The sequence below is a fragment of the Micromonospora sp. B11E3 genome (assembly GCF_039871625.1).
Classification (GTDB): domain Bacteria; phylum Actinomycetota; class Actinomycetes; order Mycobacteriales; family Micromonosporaceae; genus Micromonospora.
The window spans coordinates 68,313-91,243 of the sequence record NZ_JBDPMC010000014.1; the positions used below are offsets into that span (position 1 = coordinate 68,313).

The window sequence follows — 22,931 nt, forward strand, 5'->3', positions numbered from 1 at the left end:
GTGCGTACCGCGCTCATCCTCCGACCCCGAAGCTGGTGAACGCCGTACGCTCCGGCAGCCGGTACGCCTTGCCGCCGGTCAGCGCGTTGAGGATCGTGGCGCTGCGCCACGCGCCGAGGCCGAGGTCGGGGGCTCCGACGCCGTGGCTGTGGGCCTCGGCGTTCTGCACGAACACCGAGCCGGTCACGCGCGGGTCCACCGAGAGCCGGTAGTCGGCGTCCACCCGGTAGCGGCCCTGCTCGTCGAAGTCGATGAGGTCGGCCAGGGGTTCGAGCAGCGCCGGCCGGCGGGCAGCGTACCCGGTGGCGAGGACGACCCCGTCGGTGCGCACCTGGAACTCGCGGTCCTGCTGGGTCTGCCGGCAGGTCAACGCGTACCCGTCGGTCGCGGCGGCCGCGTACGTGACGGCGACGTTGGGCATCATGGTGACCTCGGGACGCCGGCCGCCGATGCTGCGCTCGTACAGCACGTCGTGGATCTCGGCGATGGTGTCCGCGCTGATCGCCTTGTACAGCTGCCACTGCGCGGGCAGCAGCCGGTCCCGGACCGGTTGGGGCAGGTGGCGGAAGTAGCGCGTGTAGTCGGGGGTGAAGTGCTCCAGCCCGAGCTTGGAGTACTCCATCGGGGCGAACGCCGGCGAGCGGGTCAGCCACCGCACGTGCCAGCCGGTGTCGTCCGCGCGGCGCAGCAGGTCGAGGAACACCTCGGCGCCCGACTGCCCCGAGCCCACCACGGTCACGTCGCGGGCCCCGGCCAGTGCCGGGACGTGGTGGAGGTACTGCCCGGAGTGGAACACCTCCGTGCCCAGCACGGCGGCGAACGGCGGCGGGACGACGGGCTCGGTGCCCACGCCCAGCACCACGTGGCGGGCGGCCACCGTACGGGCGGCGCCGGTCGCGGTGTCGCGCAGCTCCACCAGGAATCGGTCCGCATCCCAGCGCACCGCCTCCACCCGGGTGCCGAACCGGCACGACGGCAGCGACTCGGCCACCCACCGGCAGTAGTCGTCGTACTCGCGGCGGGGGATGTGGAAGCGTTCGGCGAAGTAGAAGGGGAACAGCCGATCGTGCTCGCGCAGGTAGGCCAGGAACGACCACCGGCTGGTCGGGTCGACCAGGGACACCAGGTCGGCGAGGAACGGCACCTGCAGGCGGGCGCCGTCGAGCAGCATGCCCGGGTGCCAGCTGAATGCCGGACGTGCGTCGACGAACACGGCGCGCACGTCGTCCAGGGGGTCGGCGAGTGCGGCGAGGCCGAGGTTGAACGGCCCGATGCCGACGCCGACGAGGTCGTACTCGTCCATCATGCGACCGCCTCCGCGCGGGTGCCGTCACCGGCGGCGCGCACGGCGTCGAGCAGCGCGTCCACGTCGGCGGTGGTGGCGTGGGGGTTGAGCAGGGTCAGTTTCAGCCAGACCGCCCCGTCGATCTCGGTGCGGCCGATGACGGCGGCGCCGTCGCGCAGCAGCCGACGGCGCAGGTCGCCGTTGACCGTGTCGGTGTGTGCCGGATCGGCGCGGTAGCGGAACACGACGGTGCTGAGCACGGGCGGCGCGGCGAGTTCGAGCCGGCCGTCGGCGCTGATCCGGTCGGCGGCGTGCCTGGCCAGGTCGTGGCAGGCGTCGACGAGCCGGCCGACGCCGCGGCGGCCGAGTGCCCGCAGCGTCACCGCGATCTTCAACGCGTCCACTCTGCGGGTGGTGCGCAGCGAGTGCCCGAGGAGGCTGGGGTAGCCGGCGGCCTCGTCGTCGGCCGGGTTGAGGTACGCCACCCGACGCGCCAGAGGTCGCAGCGCCCCGGCGGCGCCGGCGAGGAACACCCCGGCCGCCACCGGCTGCCACCCGAGCTTGTGCAGGTCGAGGGCGACCGAGTCGGCACGGTCGAGGCCGTCGAGCAGCCCGGCGAGTCGATCGGAGAACAGCGCGCCGCCGCCGTAGGCGGCGTCCACGTGGGACCAGGCGCCGTAGCGCCGCGCCAGCGCGGTCACCTCGGGCAGCGGATCGATGCTGCCGAAGTCGGTGGTGCCGGCGGTGGCGACCACCGCCGCCGGGATCAGGCCGTCGCGGACGGCGGCGGCGAGGTGGTCGTCCAGAGCGGCGGGATCCATCCGGTACGCCCCGTCGACGGCGACGGCGACGACCGACTCCTCGCCCAGCCCGAGCAGGGCGGCGTTGCGACGCACCGAGAAGTGGGCCACCTCGCTACAGAAGATCCTCAGCCGGGTGCCGGCCGGGCCGAGGCCGTGCACCGCGGCGGAGCGCCCGCTCGTCTTCTCGACGGCGGCGTCGCGGGCCAGGAGCAGGCCCATGAGGTTGGACTCGGTTCCGCCGGAGGTGAGGACGCCGGCGGCCTCCGGGCCGTAGCCGACCAGGCCGGCGAGCGCGCGGATCACCCACGGCTCCAGGGCGGTGGCCGAGGGCCCCTGGTCCCAGGAGTCGAGCGACGGGTTGAGGGCGGCGGCGACGACCTCGGCGGCCACGGCCACGGCCAGCGGCGGGCAGTGCAGGTGCCCGGCGCAGCGCGGGTCGGCCGGGTCGGCGGTGCCCGCCGTCAACTCGCCGGTCAGCGCGGTGACGGCCTCGATGGCGCCGACGCCGTGCTCGGGCAGCGGGGAGCCGTCGAGGGCGGCGGCGACCCCGGCGGCGACCGTTGCCGGGTCTCCGGTCGGGAGCGGGCCGCCACGACGGTGGGCTCCCGCTGCCATCGCCCGCAACGCCGCGGCGATCATCGGTTCGAGCGCCGCCGGACCGGACGATCCCCCGGCCAGGCTGTCGGCACCGACGGTCACGCCGGCGGCGGGAGGGTCATCGAGTGCGGCGGTCATGCCGACACTCCGGCGTACTGGCGCTCGGCCGCCGCGACCGCGTCGGCGAGCCGCTCCACCACGGCGGTCGCTTGTTCGTCGCTGATGGTCAGCGGCGGCAGGAGCCGCACCACGGCATCGTCACGGCCGCCCAGTTCCACCATGAGTTCCCGTTGCAGGCACTGGCTGCGGATGTCGCGGGCAAGCTCGGGGGCCGTCGGCCGCGCTCCTCGCGCGTCGGGCGCCGCGTCCGGGCGCACGATTTCCATACCGATCATGAGGCCGCGTCCCCGTACCTCGCCGATGCACGCCTGGCGGGCCTGTACGTCGCGCAGCTGCCGCATGATGCGGTCACCCACGTCGGCGGCCCGCTGGACGAGGCCCGCTTCGGTGACGTACCGCAGCGTCGCCGCACCGGCGGCCATCGCGAGCTGGTTGCCGCGGAAGGTTCCGGTGTGGGCACCGGGGGCCCAGCTGTCCAGTTCCTCGCGGTAGACGATCACGGCCAGCGGCAGGCTGCCGCCGATGGCCTTGGACAGCACCATGACGTCCGGCACCACGCCACTGTGGTCGACGGCCCAGAAGGCGCCGGTACGGCCGACCCCGGTCTGCACCTCGTCGACCACGAGTGGGATGCCGTGTTCGGTGGTCAGCTCGCGCAGCCGGCGCATCCAGGTGTCGGGGGCCGGGATGGTCCCACCTTCGCCCTGCACCGGTTCCACGATCATGGCTGCGGGAGGCAGCATGCCGGAGTGCGAGTCGGTCAGCGTCGTCTCCAGGTACCGGGCGGCGATGTCGGCGCCCATCTCGCCACCGATACCGAACGGGCACCGGTAGCCGTACGGGAACGGCATCCTGGTGACGTCGAGGCCGGCCGCGCCCAAGGGGGTCTTCACCTCGACGTTGGCGCTGACGGCGAGGGCGCCGGCGGTCATACCGTGGTAGGCGCCGGTGAAGGTGACGACGTTGCGCCGACCGGTGGCGGTGCGGGTCAGCTTGAGGGCCGCCTCGACGGCGTCGGTGCCGGCGGGGCCACAGAAGTGCACTCGCCACCCGGCCGGTCCGCCCGGCATGGTCTCCAGCAGCGCGCTGGTGAAGTCGTCCTTTTCGGACGTGCCCATGTCGAGCACGTGCAGCGGCGCGCCGGAGTCCAACACCCGGCGGATAGCCTCGACCACCACGGGGTGGTTGTGTCCGAGTGCGAGGGTGCCGGCGCCGGAGAGGCAGTCGAGGTACTGCCGCCCGTCGGCGCCTTCTATCGTCATGCCGTGGGCTCGGACCGGCACGATCGGGAAGGAACGCGCGTAGGTCCGCGCAGCGGACTCGCGACGGCGCTGCCGATCCAGGACGGCAACGGGGGACGGGTCGCCAGCCCGTGCAGGGGCGAAAGCCATGAGACCTCCTATGGTTAGGCTAACCTAACCATAGGAGGCGCGTGGTGTCACCACTCCCCTACCGTCCGCCCCGCGACGGCCATGTGGTATTGCAGACCGTCCATGCCTCGCTGAGCTGCGAAACGGCAGAAGGCCGCGATCTTTCGATGGCTCTGATGCGACAGCCACCGCCGCCAACGGGTGAAGATGCCGGACGACACCCCTTCGCGGCATCAGCGAAGGTGGCCGGCTGGCCCGCCTGAAGGGCGGGCTGCCGGCTGCACCTCGCTGCCGACGTGCTCCCTGGTCCGGCCTTGGCCGACGCGGGTCACCCGCCGGCCATCGCTCCCAGGATGATGAACGGCTCCTCGCCGGCGGTGACCTGCTCGGGCAGCGGCGCGTCGGGCGACTCGTTGGACAGATCCTCCTGGCAGGCGTAGAAGCGGACGAACGGGCGGCGCTCGCCGCTGTGCCGGTCGCGGATGGTGCCCAGCAGCATCGGGTACCGCGCCTCGAGGCTGTCCAGCACCAGCCGCTGGGTGGCCGGCCCGTCCATGTCGAGGCGCACCTCGCCCGTGACGTGCGCCAGGTTCTTCAGGTGGGCCGGCAGGACCACCCGGATCATGGCAGCACCTGGACTTCCACGGAGAGCACCGCCGGCAGGTCCCGGACGATCGGCGCCCAGCTGTCGCCCCCGTCGGCCGAGTGGTAGACCTGGCCACCGGTGGTGCCGAAGTAGATCCCGCACGGGTCGAGCGTGTCGACCGCCATCGCGTCGCGCAGGACGTTGACGTAGCAGTGGGACTGCGGCAGGCCCCTGGTCAACGGCTCCCACTCGCCGCCGCCGGTGCGGCTGCGGTAGACGCGCAGCCTGCCCTCCGGCGGGTAGTGCTCGGAGTCGCTCTTGATCGGCACCACGTAGACGGTCTCCGGCTCGTGCGCGTGCACCGCGATCGGGAACCCGAAGTCCGACGGCAGGTCGCCGCTGACCTCGCGCCAGTTCGCGCCGGCGTCGTCGCTGCGCATGACGTCCCAGTGCTTCTGCATGAACAGGGTGTCCGGCCGGGACGGGTGCTGGGCGAGGCGGTGCACGCAGTGGCCGACCTCCGAGTCCTGGTCGGGGATCTCGCCCGAGCGCAGGCCCTTGTTGATCGGCAGCCAACTGGCGCCGCCGTCGTCGCTGCGGAACGCGCCCGCCGCCGAGATGGCGACGTAGATCCGGTCCTTGTTCGCCGGGTCCAGGATGATCGTGTGCAGGCACATGCCGCCGGCACCGGGCTGCCACTTCGCCCCGGTCCGGTGCGTACGCAGGCCGGTCAGCTCGGTCCACTTGCCGCCGCCGTCGGTGGTGACGTAGAGGGCGGCGTCCTCGGCGCCCGCGTAGACGGTGTCCGGGTCGTCGCGGGACGGCTCCAGGTGCCAGATGCGCTTGAACTCCCACGGGCGCGGGGTCCCGTCGTACCACAGGTGTTCGCCGACGTCCCCGGCGTAGGCGAAGTCGTTGTCGACCGTGGTCCAGGACCTGCCGCCGTCGTCGGACCGCTGGATCAACTGGCCGAACCAGCCGCCGGACTGGGACGCGTACAGCCGGTCCGGGTCGGCGGGCGACCCGGTGAGGTGGTAGATCTCCCAGCCGCCGAAGTGCGGCCCCTCGACCGTCCAGTCGTCGCGCCTGCCGTCGGACGTCAGCACGAACGCGCCCTTACGTGTTCCCACCAGCACTCTCACGCCGCTCATATCCTCATCCTTCTCCTCGTTCCCCTGGCTGGACCGACCGCCGCGCCGAAACTCATCGGTCTTCGCCAGTCGTACTCCCCGGGTACGACGATTCGGCGTCCTGGCCGAGCCGAGAGCCGACCGACGGTCGCCCCGTTCCTACTGCTCGGGCGTCGACGGCAGGTGGGCTTTCGCGTCTTCGTAGGTGGCGTTGCCGCCCGGCCCGGCCGGGCCGTAGACGAGGTTCAGCACGCCGGTCTGGAACACCTGCGACGAGATCAGGGTGAGCGGAATCGGGGGGAGACCCTCGTCGAACAGCCGCATGCCCCTGCGTACCGCGATCGGGTGCACCAGCAGGTGCAGCTCGTCCAGCAGCCCGGCGTCCAGTAGCTGCCGGACGACGGAGACCGAGCCGCTCATGCCGATCGTGCCGTCACCCGGCTCCTTCTTCAACGCGGTGACGGCCTCGACGAGGTCGCCGCGCAACTGCTCGGAGTTCCGCCAGGTGAACTGGAGCCGCTGGCGCGACACCACGATCTTGCGGGTGTCGCCGAGCTTCCGGGCGAAGGGGGCGTCGTCCCCGCCGGCCGCTTCCCGGTCGGGCCACGCCCCGGCGAAGCTGTCGTACGTCCTGCGGCCCAGCAGCAGGACGTCCGCCGCGCCGAGGGTGGCGTCCACGGCGGCACCCATCTCGTCGTTGAAGTACGGGAAGTGCCACTGGTCGGGCGCCTCGACGACGCCGTCGAGCGAGATGAACAGTCCTGCCTTGATCGTTTTCATGCCGGGCCTCCCCCGTGGTCGCTGAACGTTCCGTCATCCGCCGAGACCGCGCGGGCGCGATCAACTCATCGGTCGGATCCGGACCGGGCACCGCAAACCCTAGGCGAGCGGGCCCTGCGGCGCCCCGCTCCGCGCCGCCGACAGTCGTCTCGGGGCCGGTCGACGTGCAGCAAAGCAGGATGGATGGCCGCCGCCGGACCGGTTCCGGTGGGAACGAGGGATCCCCGTCGAACCGCAGGCAGGGAATCAGCGGTGGAGCCGGCGGGCGCAGGGGCCGTCGTGGTCGGCGCGGAGCAGGCAGCGCCGGCCGCCGGGCATCAGCAGGTCGCAGAAGACCCGATGGCGTACGTTCTGGTCGTCCTCTGCGGAGACCGTGGTCTCCCCGGGGTCGGTCTGCGGCAGCACGCGCATCCAGCGGCCGACCACCCGAGCGAGGCGCTGCGCGGCGGGCAGGTCGGCGGCGAGGATCGGCACGTGGATGACGTACCGCTGGGTCACCGCTCGGGTCCCCCGACCTGGCGGGCGCGGGCCTGCTCGGACTGCCAGCGGCGCAGCGCCTCCTTGATGACGGCGGCCTCCCGGCGGCTGGCGGCCAGCGCGGCGTGGACGGCGGCCAGGTCGCCGGCGACCCGGTCGAGGAAGGCGTAGACGTCGTCGGGCTCCAGGCCGCGGCGTCCGAGCCCGACCGGCTTGAAGCGGCGCTCGCGCACCTGCCACGGCAGCAGACTGGTGTACGCGCTGGAGCGGTAGGTCGCTGCGCTTCGCTGGGCCGGTCGCTGGTTGCGGACGCTCATCCGTTCTTGCTCCCTCGCTTGTCGTCGGTGGAAGGGTGGGCCGCCCGCCCTCCCCGCACGGGCGGACCCACCCGGCCCTGCCACCGCAGCTTCGATCAGCGGTACGGCAGCACGGCTCTTGGTGGTCAGCTTGTGACACAGGGGAGCCGCGACACAACGCTCCAGAGCGGATTTTTCGCCAGATGTCTTGACTTTCTTTACTGCAACCTGTAGGGGTTTCAGGGCGACGTCACGCGGTGTCGCAGGACGGAATCAGGGAGTGCTCGGATGGTCGAAGGCATCGGATCGACCGTGCCCCGCGGCCTGGGCGCGATCCGCGTGCTCGACGTCAAGGCGATGTGCGAGCTGTACGGCGTCTCGGCGGAGATGACCGAGGCGATGAAGGGGCTGGCCGCGGAGACGAAGTCGAAGGGCTGGTGGCACGCGTACGGAGACGCGGTGCCGAGCTGGTTCGAGCTGTACGTCGGCCTGGAATCCGCCGCCGCCCACCTGCGGCAGTACGAGGAGACACTGATCCCCGGCCTGTTACAGACTCGCGAGTACGCGCTCGGGCTGGCTCGGCTCGACCGCCCGTCGGCCACTGAGGAGGAGCGGGAGCGAGCAGTCGAGGTGCGATTGCAGCGGCAGAGCCTCGATACGGGTACTCCCGTTCGCCGCCGGGCCGCACTCCGGCGCGGTCACCGGCTCCTTCCGCCACGGGTGCGGGGCGACGCGGGAAACACGTCGGGGAGGGACGGTGAACCGCCCCTCCCCGGTGTTGAACGAGCCGCCTCAGGACAGGAACTTGTCCAGGGCCGCCTCGATGGTGCCGGAGTCCGGCGACGCGTACGACTTCATGGTGGTCTTGTCGTACGAGATGACGATCGGGCACCGGTTCGCCGGGGCGCTCACGGTGCCGCCGTCGCCGATCTTCTCGCCGGTCTTCGCCGCGTAGAAGGTCAGGGTGTAGCGCGACGAGATGTAGTCGATGGTGACCTGCTTGTCCGAGCTGTCCTTGTACTGGCACTTCCTGGGCGTGCCCTCGCTGCCCTCGACGAACTTGAGGCAGCCGACCACGGAGACCGTCTCGAAGTCGGCGGTCTTGGCGTAGTACGGCTTGTTCGAGTCGATCGACTTCGACGACCAGGACGTCAGTCGGTCGGGGTTGTTCGAGAAGACGTACGCCTTGGCGCCGGACGCGCCGTTGTAGGGCGCCGCGTTGAGGATCTGGCTGCCCTCGCAGACGTCACCCAGGTCGCTGGAGTAGCGGGCGGTCACCGCGTTGTTGCTGTTGCCTGGATCCTGCGACTCGGACTGCCCCGGGGTGGGGGTGGCGTCGGTGCCGGGCTCGGTGCTGGATCCGCTCGGGGCGGCGGACGCGACCGGGGTGGGATCGTCGTCGTCGTTGACGAGGACGAACCCGACGCCAGCGCCGCAGAGCACGAGCAGGACCACCACGGCGGCGGACAGGCCGATGATCAGGCCCTTGTTCGACTTCCGCGGCGGCGGGACGGGGGCCCCGAACTGCGGTGGCTGCCCTGGCTGGCCGTATCCGGGGTGCCCGCCCTGCGGGGCCGGCGGCCCGCTCCACGGGGTTACGTTCGGATCCGGCTGCCCTCCGTACGGAGGGTGACTATGGGTCATCTGAAGCCCTTATCGCTGTCGATGTATCCCCAGGCACGGGGATCATGCAACAGGGTAGTGAGCGCTCCAAATCGCAACCGTTGTCAACGATCCGGTCGAGTCCCAGGTCGTAGCCGCCGGAATCCTGGCCATCACACTCCGTGTTGGAGCGCGGGTGCCGCACATCGACGAGACCGGAGGCGTCGGAGGCGCGAATCCGGGCCTCCGCAGCGGGATTCCGCTCCTCGCGTCGCTCTGGTGCGGACGCCACTCGGGGCACGTCTCCTCGCGTGACGAGGGTCACCCATGCCGGCGTCGCCTTCACCCGGCTCCTGGGACCTACATCGCCTGCGGCCCCACCCCTCTCCACGCGGCGCCGGCGTCGTCTTCGGCGATCGGGCCACCCTGAGCACCTATCGCCGCCTACCCTCCGTCACCGAGTGCTGGACCTTGCCGGCCTGCTCCGTCGGGCCGGGTCAGGTGGCGATCACCTGCTCGGCGAGGGCGTCGGCGCGGGCGAAGATCTCCGGACGTCCCCACCGGTCCTCCGCACAATCTTCTGACTGAGCCGGATCCCGCTCTTCTCCAGTTCGGCGCGCTTCGCCGCGAAGGGCTTGTTGCCCAGCTCCGGCTTGTAGCCGGTGAGAGTCAGGTTCCCCAGGGTGTGGAGCAGCGCCTCGTGCATCTCGTCGAGGTTCTCGTCCGGCCCGAGGTCGCCGTGCCGCGCTGGCGGCGGTCGAGCAGGTGCAGAGCCAGCGGGTAGACGGTCGTCGTGCCCCAGGCGCTCAGCCGCTCCAGCCGCTGTCGTACGCCCGGGTCCTTCTCCTCGGCGGGGTGGAGGATGACCCGGAGCAGCGCGCCGAGGCGGGCGAACCGCTCCACCTCCGCCTCGATCTCGGCCTCCACGCGAATCCGTTCGAGCCGCGTCTGCTGGGTCGAGTAGATGTCGGTCTGCTTCACGCGCGGGTCGCGGTGGACCAGGTCGAGCCAGAAGAGCAGTTCCAGCTCCGCCGGCTGCAACTGACGCTGCATCGGCAGCCAGAGAGCTTCGTAGACGATCTCACCCCGACTGGGCAGGCGCATGAAAAGGTAGTTGCGCAGCAGGTCGGCCTGGGTGAGCCTCAGCCCGGTGTTGTTCAGCGACTCGAAGATCCGATACACGTTGTCGCCGGGTTGGGCGGTGACCGCCACCAGTCTCAGACCGGTGATGATCGCGCTTTCGATACGCTCGATGTCGAGCGGGTTGTCCGGATCGTTGACGGTCAGCGCGTCGGCGAAGAATTGGTATGCCACGCTCACCGCGTGGTTCCTGTCGGCCTGCGGGGTCGACTTCACGCAGGCCACGTAGGCGTCGCGGTCCGCCTGAGTGGGAACGAGCTTCAGCCAGCGCTCTTCCTCGAAGGGGTTGCTCAGGTACTGATGGTCGAGCCGGACGCGGTGCTTGGGGCCCTCCCGCTCGGCGCGGTGATCGCGGATCGCGCAGAGCAGGATGGACAGGGTGGTGAGCCGCTCCTGCCCAAACCCCATCCATTTCGGACCCGCGCCTGAGTCGGCAAGACAACCAGACCACGGGCGGGCGGAGCAACCCGCGAAAGACGCAAAGGGCACCAGAGTGGCCGGTCGCCCTGTCGGCTTCCTGACAGGGCGACCGCCACCCCGGGCCCGCGACCGTTTCGCGCCCTCAGCGCGACGACGAGGCCGCGCGGACGAAGGCCGCCCAGGCGTCGGGGGTGAAGGCGAGCACCGGGCCGGTGCGGTCCTTGCTGTCGCGCACGGCGACGACGCCCGGCAGGTTGTCGGCGACCTCGACGCAGTTGCCGCCGTTGTCGCCGCTGCGGGTGCTGGTGCGCCAGTTCGCGCCGGTCAACTCAACCATGGTGAACCTCCTGCATGATCTTCCCGATCAGGTGTCGGGACTGCTCCTCGTCCAGGGCCAACGAGTCGAGGCTGGCCCAGGTCTCCTCGTACGCGGAAATCTCCTCCTTCCGGTCGAGGTACAGCGCGCCGGTCAGCGACTCGCTGTAGACCACCGACGGTTCGGGCTCGACGCGGTTGCCGGGCGGGAAGTCGAGCACCACGAACGCGCCCGCGACCGCGCCGTGGTGCAGCCCGGCGGCCAGCGGCACGACCCGGATCGACACGTGGGGCAGGCGGCTCACCTCCACCAGGTGCCGAAGCTGCTCCGCCATCGTCGCCGGGCCGCCGACGCTCCGCAGCAGCACCGCCTCGCCGAGCATGGCGTCGAACCGGGGCGGCGGGGGCAACCGCCGCAGCAGCAGGCCCTGCCGTTGCAGCCGCACCTCGACCAGGCGCTCCCGCTCGTCCTCGGTCAGGCCCGGCCGTCGCTGGCAGACGGCCGTCGCGTATCCCCGGGTCTGCAACAGCCCGGGGACCAGCGCGTCGTCGTGCTCGCGCAGCCGGCACGCGGCGGACTCCAGGCCGACGTACAGCTCGAACCACTCGGGGATCGTGTCGCCGTACGAGTGCCACCAGCCCTTCACCCTCGTCTCGCCGGCCAGGGCGACCAGCGCGCCGGCCAGCTCGGGCGTCGCCGCGTACAGCTCGCACATCGCCCGCACGTCGAGCCCGCGCACCCCACACAGGCCCGCCTCGATCCGCCACACCTTCTGCCGGCTGCACTGCAACGCCTCCGCCGCGCCGTCCAACGTCATCCGCGCCTCGGTCCGCAGCTCCCGCAGCGTCCGCCCGAGTTGCCGGCGCGGCACCGTCGACCCCAGGTCCTCAGCCATCCGATCCCCGCCCCTCGACTGTCCGGTCCGCTCGGCGCTGCCGGGCGCCGGGCGGCTTCGGGTCGTAGCGGTCCGCGCGCTCGTTCCGCGCGGGAGCCGCCCGCCGCCGCGCGGGCCGCTCGTAGACGACCGCGCCGTCGCACCGCGAGGTCGCCAACCCATCGGGTACGCCGTCAGGTGCGCTCGGCCGCCGGTAGCGGCCCGGCACGTCCCCGTCGGGTACGACCTGCCCGGTCAGGTCGGCTCCGGCCCGCCCGGGCCGCAAGAACCACTTCCACCGCCTACCCATGCCCCTCCCACCTTCGTCCGCTGGTCACCGCCACTTTACAACCAAACAAGTCAACCAAGCCATAGATTGTAAAGATGGCATAGGTTGCAAGATCGAACATCGCCTGTGATGGACTCCGCGGATGGCGCCCTATGAGCCGCTGTGGCGAAGAATCCGGCGGGAGATTCAGGCCAAGATCACTGTCGGGATCTTGAAGCCTGGCGACAAGCTACCCACGACCCGGGAGCTTGCGGCGCAGTACGACACCTCGGGCGTCACCGTCAGGAAGGCCATTGACCTCCTGATCGAGGCCGGCGTCCTGGAGGGTAGGCAAGGGGTTGGCGTCTTCGTCACCGATACGTCGGAGCAGGATTCGTAGAACCCGGGCGACGCATACACCGAACCGGGGCCGAACAGCCAGACACAACCAGGTCGGGGCCGGCAGTGCGGCGATAGCCCCCGTTCGAGCCAGGCGCTTCCGCTGTCAGTTCGCGTCCTCCTACCGTGGTGGGGTGGAAAAGCTTCGGCTGATCGCGAGCCAGGAGGTGCAGGAGATGCTCGGCGTCTCCCGTACGCGCTCCTACCAGATCACCAACTCGAAGACCTTCCCCGACCCAGTGGCCGTCCTCTCGGTCGGGCGGATCTGGCGGGCCGAGGACGTAGAGCGGTGGATCAGAGACCACCGACCGGATCTCCAGGACGCAGCAGAGTAGCCCCGGTCCTACGTGACCAAGGGCGTCGCGGTCGCCGCGCAGGCCCCCGGCTGCACGGAGCGTTGCATCGGGTCGCCGACCGGCCGACGCATCAAAGGACCTCTGCGTCGGTCATGGCGCCCAACGCGACCCTGCACACATCTGCCTGCCGCCGGGACTGCTCGGCGACTCCTTGGCAGTTCCCCAGCCGCGCCAGGTCCCGCGCCAGACTGTCGAAGCCGCGTTCGGCGATCCGGTAGTCACCGGCCAACATACGGACGTTGGCCAGGTCGAACCGGAGCGCGACGGCCTGCTCCCCGATCCAGTGTTCGCTGTTGCGCGCGGGCCGCAACGCCTGCTCGAGCACCTCCGCGGACTGCACGAACCGTTCATGCTCGGCAAGCTCCCGGACGCGGGCGTGCAACTCCGAAAGGTTCCGGGGCGGCCACTGGGCTGCGGTGCTGGTGGCAGCCGGCCCGGGCGTGGCGTCGGAGCGGGTGGGCCGGCTCCCGTCGGGCTCAGCGGCAAAAGGCCGGAGAAGGCGCAACACGTCCGCGGCCGACGCGGGCCGGTCGTCCGGTTTCTTGGCGAGCAGGCAGAGGAGCAGGTGCGCCAGGTCATCGGGGACGTCGGGCCGGTGATCCGTGACGACAGGTACGGGTGACGACAGGTGGCACTGGAGCATCTGGAGTGCGTTCCTGGCCTGGTAGGGAGGCTTGCCCGTGAGCATCTCGAAGAGGATGCAGCCGAGCGAGTAGAGGTCCGCGCCTGGCCCGACGGGCTCACCCGAAGCCTGCTCCGGGGCGATGTAGGCCGGCGTGCCAAGGGTGCGACCGGTCGCCGTGAGCCGTGACGCCTCCGCCGGCCCCACCAGCGCGGCGACACCGAAGTCGAGTACCTTCACTCCCGCGGTAGCGACGATGAGGTTTTGCGGCTTGAGATCGCGGTGTACCAGGGATGCGGCGTGCGCCGCGTCCAGGACCGAGCAGACCTGCACGGCGATCAGGGCGGCCTGCGCCACGGGCAGCCGCTCCTGCTCGGCGATGAGGTCGGCAAGCCGCGTGCCCTGGACCAACTGCATGACGATGTACAGGTCGTCGCCGTGCTCGCCGAGGTCGTGAATGGTCGGCACGCCAGGGTGGTCGAGGCGGGCGGTCACCCGCGCCTCCCGTCGGAAGCGCTTGACCGCGACGTCCCGCTCGTCCTCCGGCACCTCCATCTGCCGGAGGAACTTGACCGCCACGGGCCGGTCGAGTCGCTCGTCGTAGCCCGCCCAGACCTGGCCCATCCCGCCGCGTCCGATGGGATACGTCAGCTCGTACCGGTCGGCGATGCGGTCTCGCGCCTGCACCTCTGGCCTCCCCTTGTCGCACGCTTACCCCTGCCTGAGCAGGGGCCGCCCTCACGTTAGCTGCCGCTGCACCAGCCGGCTGGTGAGGAACGGGCTGGGCGTGCCGTGCCAGAACACCGCCAACTCGTCCCGAGGGCGGGTGGCCGCGACGAAGAGCAGCGACCGGTCGCGCTGGCGCTCGCGCTGGTAGCGCTTGGGATCGGAGTCCCGGTACCGGCTGATCATCTGCCGGGGAACGAGCCCGTCGCTGACCCCAGCGATGATCATGCGCTGGTATTCGAGGCCCTTGAAGCGGTGCATCGTGCCGACGTGAACGCCGTCCGGCTGCCTGGGGCCGTCCGGGCCGATCTCCACGACTGGCAGTCCGTCCGCCTCCAGGCGGCTGATCACCTCAGCCGCGAGCTCCCTGGTGGGTACGCAGATAGCCACCGAACCGTCGATCGGGTTGCCCCAGTCCCGCAGCTGCGCAGCGATCAGATCGCGTTCCTGGGCCCAGGTCGCCGCGCCCCGGAAGACCGGTCGGCCGCCCCGCAGCAGCGAACGGTAGCCGGCCAGGTCCTCCTCGCCGCCGTCGAGATCGTCGTACACCTCCCCCGTCATGATCTGCAGGGCGTCGGCCAGGATCTGACGCGTCGTGCGGTAGCTCAGGGTCAACCGGGACGAGCGGCCACGAATGTTGATGCCGAGGCTGCCCAGGGTGACGTGGTTGTCGTAGATCCGCTGGTGCGTGTCACCGGTGAGGAACATGTCGTCGGGGCCGGGAGCGACCATGGCCCGCAGCATCTTCCAGTGAGCCGCGCTGAGGTCCTGCGCCTCGTCGACCACCACATGCCGGTAGCGCGGGCGGTAGAAGCCGCCGGACGACGACTCCCCGGAGGCGCTGGCACCGGTGGCGGCGCGATCCATTTCGAGCCGCGCTGCCCGCTGGGCGATCTGCCGCCACGTCCAGACGCCCCGGGCCTCCAGCCAGGTGGTGAAGCGCTCGGTCAGCTGCCAGATCTGGTCCCGCTCGATCCGGGTCAGCGTACGACCGCGGTTGGGCCGGCGGGCCCTGAAGTATTCGGCCCGTGAGTTGAGCACCTGGCCGAGGATCACCTGGTTCCACTCGGCGGCGAGGAACTCCGCCCCCCAGCCAGATTCCCCCGTCTCGAGAAGGAACTCACTCCACAGTTCGGGCACCTGGTTGTCGTCGACCACCTTCCGGCCGCCGCCCGCCTTCGCCTCCGTCACCACCCGGCTGGCGAGCCGGTCGATGTTGACGATGTCGACGCGCGCCACCAACTCCTGCCCGCCGAGGGCCAACAGCCGGGTACGCAGATCGGCGGCGAGGTTCCGGTTGAAGGTGGTGAGCAGGATGGGCCTGTCCGACCCGGGCGGCAACTGCCGGGCAAGGTGCGCCACCCGGTGCAGGGCGACGATCGTCTTGCCGGTGCCCGGGCCACCACCGACCCGGGCCGGCCCCTTGTACCTGTGCTCGACCAGCTTCCGCTGCGTGGGGTGCAGGAAGATCTGCCACCGCTCGAACGCCTCGCCGAGCATCGCCTGCAGCGCCTCGTCGTCGGAGGTCACCTGGGTGGCCGGCCGTTCCACCGCCGCCTCGAAGTCCTCCGGGTCGACCGGGTCCTCGGCGCGTACCGGGTCGGTGACCTGCTTGAGCACCTCGTCGTAGGGAGTGCCGTCGAAGAGCGCGAAAAGCACGTCGGTGGTGAGCTGCGGTGCCCGGTCGAGCAGCTCCAGCAGCTCGGCCTCGGTGGTGAGTTCCCGGATCTGCGGCAGCAGCGGCTCCGACACGCCGAGCTCCAGAAGCTGCGCGTCGGTGTACGCGTCGAAGAGCGGCTTCTGCGCGGGCGCCGGATCAGGGTCCGGCGGCACGACGCGCCCGACGATGCTGTCTCCGACGGGCGCCAGGTCGACGACCTCGATGCCTCCGGTGACCCGGTTGATCCGGTACGCGTACCGGGTGAGGTCGTCGTACACCTCGCCGCGGTGCTTGACCGCGACGAGCAGATAGTCGCGCTCGGCGATGTGCAGCAGCAGCGCCCGGTAGTCCCGGTTGACGCGGGCGGACATCAGCCGGGAGTCGCCGTTGAGCGACTTCAGGTTGAGCCCCGGGTTCTCCGGGTTGTGCCGGAACTTGTGCATGAACTCGTAGACCGCGCCGATGTCGGCGCGGGTGAGCTTCATGACCTCCTTGTCGGCGCGGTCCAGCATCCGCAGGGTGGCCCCGGTGTTCATCAGCTCTCTCCCCCACTCGCCGCAAGCTGCGCCGCCAACTCTTCCACCGACCATTGCCGCGCGGTCCTCGCGTGCCAGCCCGCCTCGGCGTACGCCCGGTCGCGATCCTCCGTCTCAGGGTCGTCCGGCGGACCGGTGAGCACGATGGCGATGCGCCGATCGGGCCAGGCCAGCTCGGCCTGCCAGCCCTGGTCGCCCAACTCGTATCCGACGACCGGCGCGGGGAGGTCCTGCCGCGCGAGCTGCTGCACGAGCAGCTCCAGGGTGGTCTCGCCGCGGTCCAGGTACTCCAGGACCTGACGCCATGGCGACTCGTCGTCCACCGGATCCGGCTCGGCCGGCACCGGCTGGGACGCCACGCCGAGCCAGGTCGCCGTCTCCTCGTCCAGCGGCAGCGCCCGCTGTGCCAGCACCAGGCCCGTGCCTTCGGTGACCGCCATCGACGCCGGATCGAAGGCGTCGATGGCGGAGACCGCGAGCTGCCCGGCGTCGCCGCCGCCGTTGACGAGGAACTGGATGACGTTGCCCCACGCCAGCCAGGCGGCCCACCGTTCCTTGTGGCCGTTCCCGGCGACCGCGGCCGGCAGGTCGTCGAGGACGGTGAGTGCAGACCAGATCGGAAGCTTGTTGCGGATGTCGAGGACGACGGTCACCGGGCAGTCGGCGTTGTCCCGGGCGCGGGCGACCATGATTTGGCCCTGCGCGGCCGGAGCGGGTAAGGGCTTGTTGTGCAGCGCGGCAAGGACGCGCTCTGTCACTCCGCCGGAGTCGCAGCGGCTATTGTCCCGGGCCTGCTTGAGCAGGCCCGCCAGGGTCGCTTCCGCCCGCCGCTGCCAGCGAGCCAGGTCTGGGTCAGCAAGGAAGCGCATGAGCTGCTCGATCGGGTTGGCCCAGACCGTCTCTTCCAGCTCGTCCGGGTCCGCACCGGGAAGGAACGTCCGATACCTCTCCCGCGCGGTCTGCTTAGAGACTCCCCCGTACGGCGTCCACCGCCCCTGCCCGTCCGCGTTTCCCCAGGTCTTCACGTCGTCCCAGGTGGCGGCGAAGACCAGATAACCGTGGGCCCGCAGGCGCGCCCGCTTCTCCGCGTCGTCTGCGAGCCGGTTGTGCTGGGACGAGGCGTGGTACTTGAACCCGTCGAGATAGACGGCCACCTCGGGCGACGGCCCGTCGAGTCGCGTGAAGTGCACGTCCGGCCGGGTGCCCCGGACCGTGTTCTGCAACTTCATCTGCCAGTGGGTGACGCTCTGGCCGCCCTCCCTGACGAACCTGAGGTCGGCGATGCGGGCCCCGTCGTGATCCGTCCGCCGGTGGATGCGCAGCCCCGAGTTCGGCGTCTCACCGAGGGCCAGCAGCTTGGTGAGGAACCGCATCTCCAGCTCGCTCTCCACCTGGTGGATCAGCGAGATCTCGTCGGTGCGGGTGCCCTTTTCGACGGCCCAGCTGTCGAGGAGCTTGTCGAGCATGCCGAGCGCCTCGTCGCGGCTCATCAGGGCGAAATGCTCGTTGCGGGCGTACCGCAGCAGACAGCGGTGGCAGACGGCCCTGGCCTCGTGGCGGCAGTCGCAGTCGGCGATCCGCTCGCGGGCCAGCCTCAGGATGCCGCGGAACTCCTCGGAGTCGGCGAGGCGGTGCAGGTATCCGGTGCCCTGCGGCTGGGTGTCGAAGACGACGACGAAGTTGCGGGTGCCGTCGCTCTGCCCGTCGGGCATGGTGGCCGGGACGGCCTGCAGGTGGGCCGGGTCGCCGCCGTACTGGGCCGCGATCCCGAGCCGGATCGCGGCGGCGAAGGACAGCAGCCGCTCCTGCACCACGGCGGTCGCGGCCGGGATCAGGATGCGCAGCGCCTCGGTCTCCAGCTCGTGGGCGAGGATCAGGTCGACGTGACTGCCGGGCGCGGCCGGCGAACGACGGTAGGGGCACCAGGGCAGGTGGTGCTCGGAACCCGGCATGACGGCCGCACCGGACGCCTGGGCGGCGAGCTGCTGGCTGGCCGCAGGAGCGCCGTCGACGGTGGTGCCGCCGCACGACGTGCAGGTGTGGAAGCGGTTGATCCGGGCCTCGTCGCCGGCGAACAGTTCGGCTGCCCGGTCGTAGCGCTGGGCGCCGAGGTTGAAGTGGCGGATCATGGCGTGCCGGCTGTAGTCGACGCCGAACGTGTCGTGCGCGTGCCGCCAGGACGACTCGACCTTGTCCGGGTCGATGTCGACCGCGACCGTGGTGGCGTAGAAGCGGCGGTCCCGGTCGTCGCTGTCGTCCCGGATGCGGGCGTCGTCGCGCTTGTCCCGGCTGAAAACGCGCATCGGCTGGAGCACCTGGAACAGCCGGCCGTGGTCGGCGATGCCGCGATCTTCGCAGCGCGGGCAGGGGCTGGTGTCCTCCTGGGCGAGGTGGGTACGGACGTAGCCGCACTGGGCGCAGACCCGCCACTGCTCGTACGCCGGCCGGTCGGCCGGGCCGACGTCGAGTCCGGCGATCTCGTGCTTGTAGCCCCGGACGTAGTAGCTGTTACCTGGGGCAATCTCCACCAGGGCCTGGCGGGCGGGGCGGGCGTACTCGCGCAGTTCGCTGTGGAACCGCCGATCGCCGTCGGCCTTCTCCTCCCAGGTCAGAGTGGCTTCCAGGTCGGTGCGGGTGTCGATGAGCGCGTAGTTCGGCAGCAACCCGAACTCGACCATAGTGCCGTGCGCGGCGGCACCGCTGACCTCCCGCAGCCGGCGCCGTACGGCGGCCTCCTCCGCCCTCAGCATCTTGATCTCGCGGGCGTGGTCCGGGTCGCTCTTCACCAGCGAACCGCGGGCGGTGGCGATCTCCTGGAGTCGGCGCCGCAGGTCGGCGAGCCGGATCTCCCAGGCCTCGTCGGCCTCCTTGACCCGGTGGACGATGCCCTCCTCCGCGAACTCCCGCAATTGGCGGGCGGCGACCGGCAGGACCTTCTTCCCGAAGAGCGCGAGGAATCCGTCCACCAGCCTGACGGCGTCGCGGCGACCGGCCTCGGCGAGGTTGGTAAGCCAGCCGCTCGGACCGAACAGGACGTGCGCGCGGCGGGGCAGCGGCAGCACCCCGGGCAGCCGGCCGCGGGCGGCCAGGTCGATCAGGTGGGCGAGGTACTGCCGGCGCAGGATCTCCACGGCGGAGAGGAAGCAGCCGGGCGGCACGATCTGTCCGGCGACCATGTCCTTCGGGTCGGTGAGGTAGTAGCGGTCCCGTTCGGTACGACCCACCAGGGTGAGCACCAGGGCATTGCCGCTCTTACGGCCGGCCCGGCCGGCCCGCTGGACGTAGTTGGCCGGCCCGTGCGGCAGCGACGCGAGCACCACCGCTGAGAGAGCCCCGATGTCGATACCCATCTCCAGGGTGGGCGTGCAGGAGAGCACGTTCGGGTCGGTGTAGCGCTGCCCTTCCCGGAACTGCTTCTCCACGGTCTCCCGCTGGGCCCGGGTGAGCATACCGGTGTGCTCACCGGTGACCACACGGAAAACGGGGCTCTCCAGGTAGAGCCGCCGGTAGTAGTCGTCCGGGGCGGTGGCGTCCCGGGCGGCCTGAAGCTGGCCGCGGCAACGGTACTGCCGGCACGGCTGGCCGACCCAGTCGGCGACCCGATCGGGGTGCTCCGTCTGCTGCCAGTGGCAGGTGTCGCACCCGACCCCCGCCACAACGGCGGCCTCGTCGTCGAGCCGGGTGACCCGCAGGTGACCGGGCATCAGCCCGTACACCTTGTTGCCGTCGTCGGTGTCGCCGGCGGCGACGACGCCCGCGGCGGCCAGGGCAGGCAGCAGCCGGCTCAGGTAGCCTGCCGCGTCACCGAGGCTCATACCGAGGCAGCGGTGCGTCCAGTCCTGGTACCAGTTGCCCCGCGCGGTGATCGCGTCGAACTCCGAGCGGGACTTCGGCGTCGCGAGCAGGAACGCGGGCGCGGAAAGGCCCTTGGGGAAGGCGGGCATGCCGGCCGGGCGGCCGCCCCAGACCTGCCAGCGGGTGCCGCCCCGCTTCAGGTACGGCGCGAGCCACTCGTGGTAGACCGCGCCCCGGGTCCGCAGCCGCTCGAGCAGGCCGCGGAGGAAGGCGAGATAGCGGGCGTCGTCCGGTGGCGGGCCGGCGGGCTGGACGGGACCGGTCAGGTATACGTCCCGGCAGATCGCGGCGGCGCGGGCGGGATCGTCGAGGGCTACCTCGACGGCGACGCTGCGGGTCAGCTCCAGGGTGCGGCCCTGGCGGGAGCGCAGCCCGGTCTCCATCACCGTGGCGAAGACGAGCCGTTCGCTGATCAGCTCCCAGGTCTCCCGCGTGCCGGTGTGCTCGCCGGCGAGCAGGCTGTCGACTTCCGGTTGGTCGTGCAGGTCCGGTGGTACGACGGTGGAGAGGATCTCCGGCTGCGCCGCCGCCTCGATCATCTCGGCGAAGAGGTCGTCCAGCCCGACGGACTGCCCGGATCGCAGGCGGCTGGCGAGCAGGGAGCGCAGCGAGAAGGCGTACGACCGGTTGGCGACGAACCCGGCGCGATGCGCGGCGTCCTGGACGGAGTCGTTGAAGAGCAGGGTCTTCTTCTCGGCCTCGTCCAGCTCGCCGCCGGTGAAGAGCTGGGTGATCGCCACCGAGGCGAGGGTGGCCAGGCCGGCGCCGAGGAAGCGGATGCCGTGGTCCATCTCGCAGGACGGGCAGCGGTCCTTCTCGGCCGCGTCGATGCCGAGGATGTCGCCGAGCACGACGATCGCGTCGTCGCTCTGCTCCCGGTCCCGCTGCTCGTCGAAGGGCCGCACCCGCCGGCCGTACTCCAGTGCCAGCAGGCCGGCGCGGCGCTCCCGTACCTCGTCCTCGGTCGCGGCGATCAGCGCGCGGACCCGGCGCTTGTCCCGGCCGACGCTGGCCCGGTAGATCTTGTCCGGGTCGGTCTCCAACTCCTGCGGATCCTTCTCCGGCGACAGCGCCATCCACCCCGAGCGGCCGCAGTGCCGGCAATAGACGGCCGGCAGCAGCGGGTAGCGGTTGTCCGCCACCACCGCGTCGGCGTCGGTGGCGTAGAGGTCCGGCTCGCGCGGGGCCTCGCCGTACCAGCCGAAGGCGGCCTGGTGGGAGGCGCCGCGCAGCAGCCGCGAGACGGCGCGCACCCACAGGTGGGTCTCGATGTTGAGCAGCGGCCGGCGCGGGTCCTCCGGGTTACGCGCCATGGAGAGCAGCCCGATGAACCGGGCGAGCGCCTTCGCGGTGATCTCGGGCCGGGTCTTCATGGCGCTGCCCCAGCCGGTGGCGTTCTTGCGCGGCAGCACGTCGATGATCTCGTCGAGGGTGCGCGGCGTCGGCCCGAGCGAGTCGAGCACCGCCTTGGTCAGCGGGTGCTGGCGCAGCAGGTCGCCGAGGCGCGCCGGGTCGTCGAGGCAGCGCTGGCCGAGCACCAGCTCGGCGATCTCGGCCATCATCCGCCCGGGGTCGCGGTCGTCGACGGCGGCGAGCTGCTCGGGGCTGGGCAGCGGCAGGCTGAAGTCCTGGCGGGCCATGAACTCGCCGGGCTCGTAGCGGTCCTCCCCCACCAGCGACGCGGCGTCGAAGGCGACGCCGAAAACCTCCTCGGCGACCTCCCGGATCGCGGTACGGCCGTCCCGGTCGCCGCCCTCGCCAAGCGTGGCGGAGGTGGCCACCGGGCAGATCGGCCCGAGCGGCCGATCCGGCTCGTCGAGGCCGAGCGCGGCGGCGAGCCGCCGCAGCAGCATCGCCACGTCGGTGCCCTGCGCGCCGTCGTAGGTGTGGAACTCGTCCAGTACGACGTACGCGGGCTCGGCACCCTCCCACAGCGGCAGGTCGTCGGCGCGCTGGAGCAGCAGGTCCAGCATCTTGTAGTTGGTGATCAGGATGTCCGGCGGGGTGCGGCGCATCTCGGACCGCTTGGTGAACACGTGCGGATACTCGACGGCCGCGACGTCACCGATGTAGAGGCCGGCGGTTACCCCGGTGAGCGCCGGGTCGGAGAGCAGCTCGTTGATCCGCTGCGTCTGGTCGGTGGCCAGGGCGTTCATCGGGTAGAGCAGGATCGCCTTGATCCCGGCCCTACCCTGCTGCCGCCGGCGGCGGCAGTGGTCGAGCACCGGGATCAGGAAGGACTCGGTCTTACCCGAGCCGGTGCCGGTCGTGATCAGGGTCGGCTCCGCCGCCTTGCCCTTGGTCGACAGCCGGGCGAACGCGTTCGCCTGGTGCAGGTAGGGGGTGAAGTCGGCCGGCGCCCAGTCCAGGCACGCCCGCCAGTCGCCGGCGGCGGGGCGGAAGGGGGTGCGGATCCGCAGGTACGGGCCGCGGAAGATGCCCTGCTCCGGGTGGGAGAGGAAGCCCTCCAGGCCCTGGCGTACGCCCTCCTCGGTCAGCCCGAAGGTGGTCGTCAGGTACTGGGTGAGGGTGCGACGCAGGGTATCGGCGGCGATGGTCGGCCTCATGCGCGGATCACCGAGGCATGTTACTGCACTCGTTACCGCCAGTGACCTGCCCGACAGCCCGGTAGAGGGGTGAGTCGGATTCACGACACTCTTTGCCGGCGGCGCCCGCCCGACGGGCCGCTCGCCATGGCCGGAGCCGGGCGGCA

19 protein-coding genes are annotated in these 22,931 nt (G+C 71.2%); 3 read left to right on the forward strand and 16 right to left on the reverse strand.

The features are described 5' to 3' along the window. Positions 1-13 precede the first annotated feature (13 nt). The 8 genes from ABGB16_RS10495 to ABGB16_RS10530 all read right to left on the reverse strand — a co-directional run bounded on the left by ABGB16_RS10495 (position 14) and on the right by ABGB16_RS10530 (position 7,465). The gene (locus ABGB16_RS10495; protein WP_347667798.1) at positions 14-1,306 is read right to left on the reverse strand and encodes a lysine N(6)-hydroxylase/L-ornithine N(5)-oxygenase family protein; all 1,293 of its coding nucleotides are present in this window, start codon (positions 1,304-1,306) and stop codon (positions 14-16) included. After that, the gene (locus tag ABGB16_RS10500) at positions 1,303-2,823 is read right to left on the reverse strand and encodes a pyridoxal-dependent decarboxylase (protein WP_347667799.1); all 1,521 of its coding nucleotides are present in this window, start codon (positions 2,821-2,823) and stop codon (positions 1,303-1,305) included. The genes ABGB16_RS10495 and ABGB16_RS10500 overlap by 4 nt, the downstream gene beginning before the upstream one ends. Next, on the reverse strand, positions 2,820-4,196 hold the full coding sequence (locus ABGB16_RS10505; protein ID WP_347667800.1) for a diaminobutyrate--2-oxoglutarate transaminase family protein: 1,377 nt from the start codon (positions 4,194-4,196) through the stop codon (positions 2,820-2,822). Before ABGB16_RS10505 ends, ABGB16_RS10500 begins: the two co-directional genes overlap by 4 nt. Before the next feature lie 307 nt (positions 4,197-4,503). Next, positions 4,504-4,800, reverse strand: a complete 297-nt coding sequence (locus ABGB16_RS10510) for a MoaD/ThiS family protein (RefSeq protein WP_347667801.1) — start codon at positions 4,798-4,800, stop codon at positions 4,504-4,506. Continuing rightward, a complete protein-coding gene (locus ABGB16_RS10515) occupies positions 4,797-5,912 on the reverse strand; it encodes an exo-alpha-sialidase (protein WP_347667802.1) in 1,116 nt (371 codons plus the stop codon). Before ABGB16_RS10515 ends, ABGB16_RS10510 begins: the two co-directional genes overlap by 4 nt. Before the next feature lie 138 nt (positions 5,913-6,050). Further along, positions 6,051-6,671, reverse strand: coding sequence for a dihydrofolate reductase family protein (locus ABGB16_RS10520; protein WP_347667803.1), 621 nt, complete (start codon positions 6,669-6,671; stop codon positions 6,051-6,053). A 246-nt stretch (positions 6,672-6,917) separates the two neighbouring features. Then, positions 6,918-7,169, reverse strand: coding sequence for a hypothetical protein (locus ABGB16_RS10525; RefSeq protein WP_347667804.1), 252 nt, complete (start codon positions 7,167-7,169; stop codon positions 6,918-6,920). Beyond that, on the reverse strand, positions 7,166-7,465 hold the full coding sequence (locus ABGB16_RS10530) for a DivIVA domain-containing protein (protein ID WP_347667805.1): 300 nt from the start codon (positions 7,463-7,465) through the stop codon (positions 7,166-7,168). Before ABGB16_RS10530 ends, ABGB16_RS10525 begins: the two co-directional genes overlap by 4 nt. Before the next feature lie 267 nt (positions 7,466-7,732). Here ABGB16_RS10530 and ABGB16_RS10535 point away from each other — a divergent pair, with 267 nt between their 5' ends. Then, a complete protein-coding gene (locus ABGB16_RS10535) occupies positions 7,733-9,361 on the forward strand; it encodes a Scr1 family TA system antitoxin-like transcriptional regulator (protein WP_347667835.1) in 1,629 nt (542 codons plus the stop codon). Between the two features lie 193 nt (positions 9,362-9,554). On the opposite strand, the gene ABGB16_RS10540 is transcribed toward ABGB16_RS10535, so the two are convergent. From ABGB16_RS10540 to ABGB16_RS10560, 5 genes are all read right to left on the reverse strand, one after another. Further along, positions 9,555-9,752, reverse strand: coding sequence for a DUF1524 domain-containing protein (locus tag ABGB16_RS10540; protein WP_347667806.1), 198 nt, complete (start codon positions 9,750-9,752; stop codon positions 9,555-9,557). Next, a complete protein-coding gene (locus tag ABGB16_RS10545; RefSeq protein ID WP_347667807.1) occupies positions 9,716-10,594 on the reverse strand; it encodes a DUF262 domain-containing protein in 879 nt (292 codons plus the stop codon). The genes ABGB16_RS10540 and ABGB16_RS10545 overlap by 37 nt, the downstream gene beginning before the upstream one ends. A gap of 154 nt (positions 10,595-10,748) precedes the next feature. Further along, a complete protein-coding gene (locus ABGB16_RS10550) occupies positions 10,749-10,943 on the reverse strand; it encodes a DUF397 domain-containing protein (protein WP_347667808.1) in 195 nt (64 codons plus the stop codon). Beyond that, positions 10,936-11,817, reverse strand: coding sequence for a helix-turn-helix transcriptional regulator (locus ABGB16_RS10555; RefSeq protein WP_347667809.1), 882 nt, complete (start codon positions 11,815-11,817; stop codon positions 10,936-10,938). The genes ABGB16_RS10550 and ABGB16_RS10555 overlap by 8 nt, the downstream gene beginning before the upstream one ends. Beyond that, the gene (locus tag ABGB16_RS10560) at positions 11,810-12,106 is read right to left on the reverse strand and encodes a hypothetical protein (RefSeq protein ID WP_347667810.1); all 297 of its coding nucleotides are present in this window, start codon (positions 12,104-12,106) and stop codon (positions 11,810-11,812) included. The genes ABGB16_RS10555 and ABGB16_RS10560 overlap by 8 nt, the downstream gene beginning before the upstream one ends. A 121-nt stretch (positions 12,107-12,227) precedes the next feature. Between ABGB16_RS10560 and ABGB16_RS10565 the strand changes: the two genes are divergently transcribed. Together ABGB16_RS10565 and ABGB16_RS10570 are read left to right on the forward strand one after the other, a co-directional pair. Beyond that, positions 12,228-12,464 (forward strand): GntR family transcriptional regulator, encoded by a 237-nt coding sequence (locus ABGB16_RS10565; protein WP_347667811.1) that lies wholly within the window; start codon positions 12,228-12,230, stop codon positions 12,462-12,464. A gap of 133 nt (positions 12,465-12,597) precedes the next feature. Continuing rightward, the gene (locus tag ABGB16_RS10570) at positions 12,598-12,798 is read left to right on the forward strand and encodes an AlpA family phage regulatory protein (RefSeq protein ID WP_347667812.1); all 201 of its coding nucleotides are present in this window, start codon (positions 12,598-12,600) and stop codon (positions 12,796-12,798) included. Positions 12,799-12,889: 91 nt separating this feature from the next. Here ABGB16_RS10570 and ABGB16_RS10575 read toward each other — a convergent pair whose 3' ends face one another. The 3 genes from ABGB16_RS10575 to ABGB16_RS10585 are packed head-to-tail and all read right to left on the reverse strand — an operon-like array spanning position 12,890 to position 22,785. Further along, the gene (locus tag ABGB16_RS10575; RefSeq protein WP_347667813.1) at positions 12,890-14,128 is read right to left on the reverse strand and encodes a serine/threonine-protein kinase; all 1,239 of its coding nucleotides are present in this window, start codon (positions 14,126-14,128) and stop codon (positions 12,890-12,892) included. Positions 14,129-14,179: 51 nt separating this feature from the next. Continuing rightward, complete coding sequence (locus tag ABGB16_RS10580) at positions 14,180-16,363, reverse strand: UvrD-helicase domain-containing protein (RefSeq protein ID WP_347667814.1); 2,184 nt, start codon at positions 16,361-16,363, stop codon at positions 14,180-14,182. Further along, entirely contained in the window at positions 16,363-22,785 is a 6,423-nt protein-coding gene (locus ABGB16_RS10585) for a DEAD/DEAH box helicase (RefSeq protein WP_347667815.1), read from the reverse strand. The genes ABGB16_RS10580 and ABGB16_RS10585 overlap by 1 nt, the downstream gene beginning before the upstream one ends. Positions 22,786-22,931 lie beyond the last annotated feature (146 nt).

Coding starts and splice junctions, on each gene's coding strand:
- ABGB16_RS10495 (WP_347667798.1), bottom strand. CDS start 1,306: ATGATGGACGAGTACGACCTCGTCGGCGTCGGCATCGGGCCGTTCAAC.
- ABGB16_RS10500 (WP_347667799.1), bottom strand. CDS start 2,823: ATGACCGCCGCACTCGATGACCCTCCCGCCGCCGGCGTGACCGTCGGT.
- ABGB16_RS10505 (WP_347667800.1), bottom strand. CDS start 4,196: ATGGCTTTCGCCCCTGCACGGGCTGGCGACCCGTCCCCCGTTGCCGTC.
- ABGB16_RS10510 (WP_347667801.1), bottom strand. CDS start 4,800: ATGATCCGGGTGGTCCTGCCGGCCCACCTGAAGAACCTGGCGCACGTC.
- ABGB16_RS10515 (WP_347667802.1), bottom strand. CDS start 5,912: ATGAGCGGCGTGAGAGTGCTGGTGGGAACACGTAAGGGCGCGTTCGTG.
- ABGB16_RS10520 (WP_347667803.1), bottom strand. CDS start 6,671: ATGAAAACGATCAAGGCAGGACTGTTCATCTCGCTCGACGGCGTCGTC.
- ABGB16_RS10530 (WP_347667805.1), bottom strand. CDS start 7,465: ATGAGCGTCCGCAACCAGCGACCGGCCCAGCGAAGCGCAGCGACCTAC.
- ABGB16_RS10535 (WP_347667835.1), top strand. CDS start 7,733: ATGGTCGAAGGCATCGGATCGACCGTGCCCCGCGGCCTGGGCGCGATC.
- ABGB16_RS10540 (WP_347667806.1), bottom strand. CDS start 9,752: ATGCACGAGGCGCTGCTCCACACCCTGGGGAACCTGACTCTCACCGGC.
- ABGB16_RS10545 (WP_347667807.1), bottom strand. CDS start 10,594: ATGGGGTTTGGGCAGGAGCGGCTCACCACCCTGTCCATCCTGCTCTGC.
- ABGB16_RS10550 (WP_347667808.1), bottom strand. CDS start 10,943: ATGGTTGAGTTGACCGGCGCGAACTGGCGCACCAGCACCCGCAGCGGC.
- ABGB16_RS10555 (WP_347667809.1), bottom strand. CDS start 11,817: ATGGCTGAGGACCTGGGGTCGACGGTGCCGCGCCGGCAACTCGGGCGG.
- ABGB16_RS10560 (WP_347667810.1), bottom strand. CDS start 12,106: ATGGGTAGGCGGTGGAAGTGGTTCTTGCGGCCCGGGCGGGCCGGAGCC.
- ABGB16_RS10565 (WP_347667811.1), top strand. CDS start 12,228: ATGGCGCCCTATGAGCCGCTGTGGCGAAGAATCCGGCGGGAGATTCAG.
- ABGB16_RS10580 (WP_347667814.1), bottom strand. CDS start 16,363: ATGAACACCGGGGCCACCCTGCGGATGCTGGACCGCGCCGACAAGGAG.
- ABGB16_RS10585 (WP_347667815.1), bottom strand. CDS start 22,785: ATGAGGCCGACCATCGCCGCCGATACCCTGCGTCGCACCCTCACCCAG.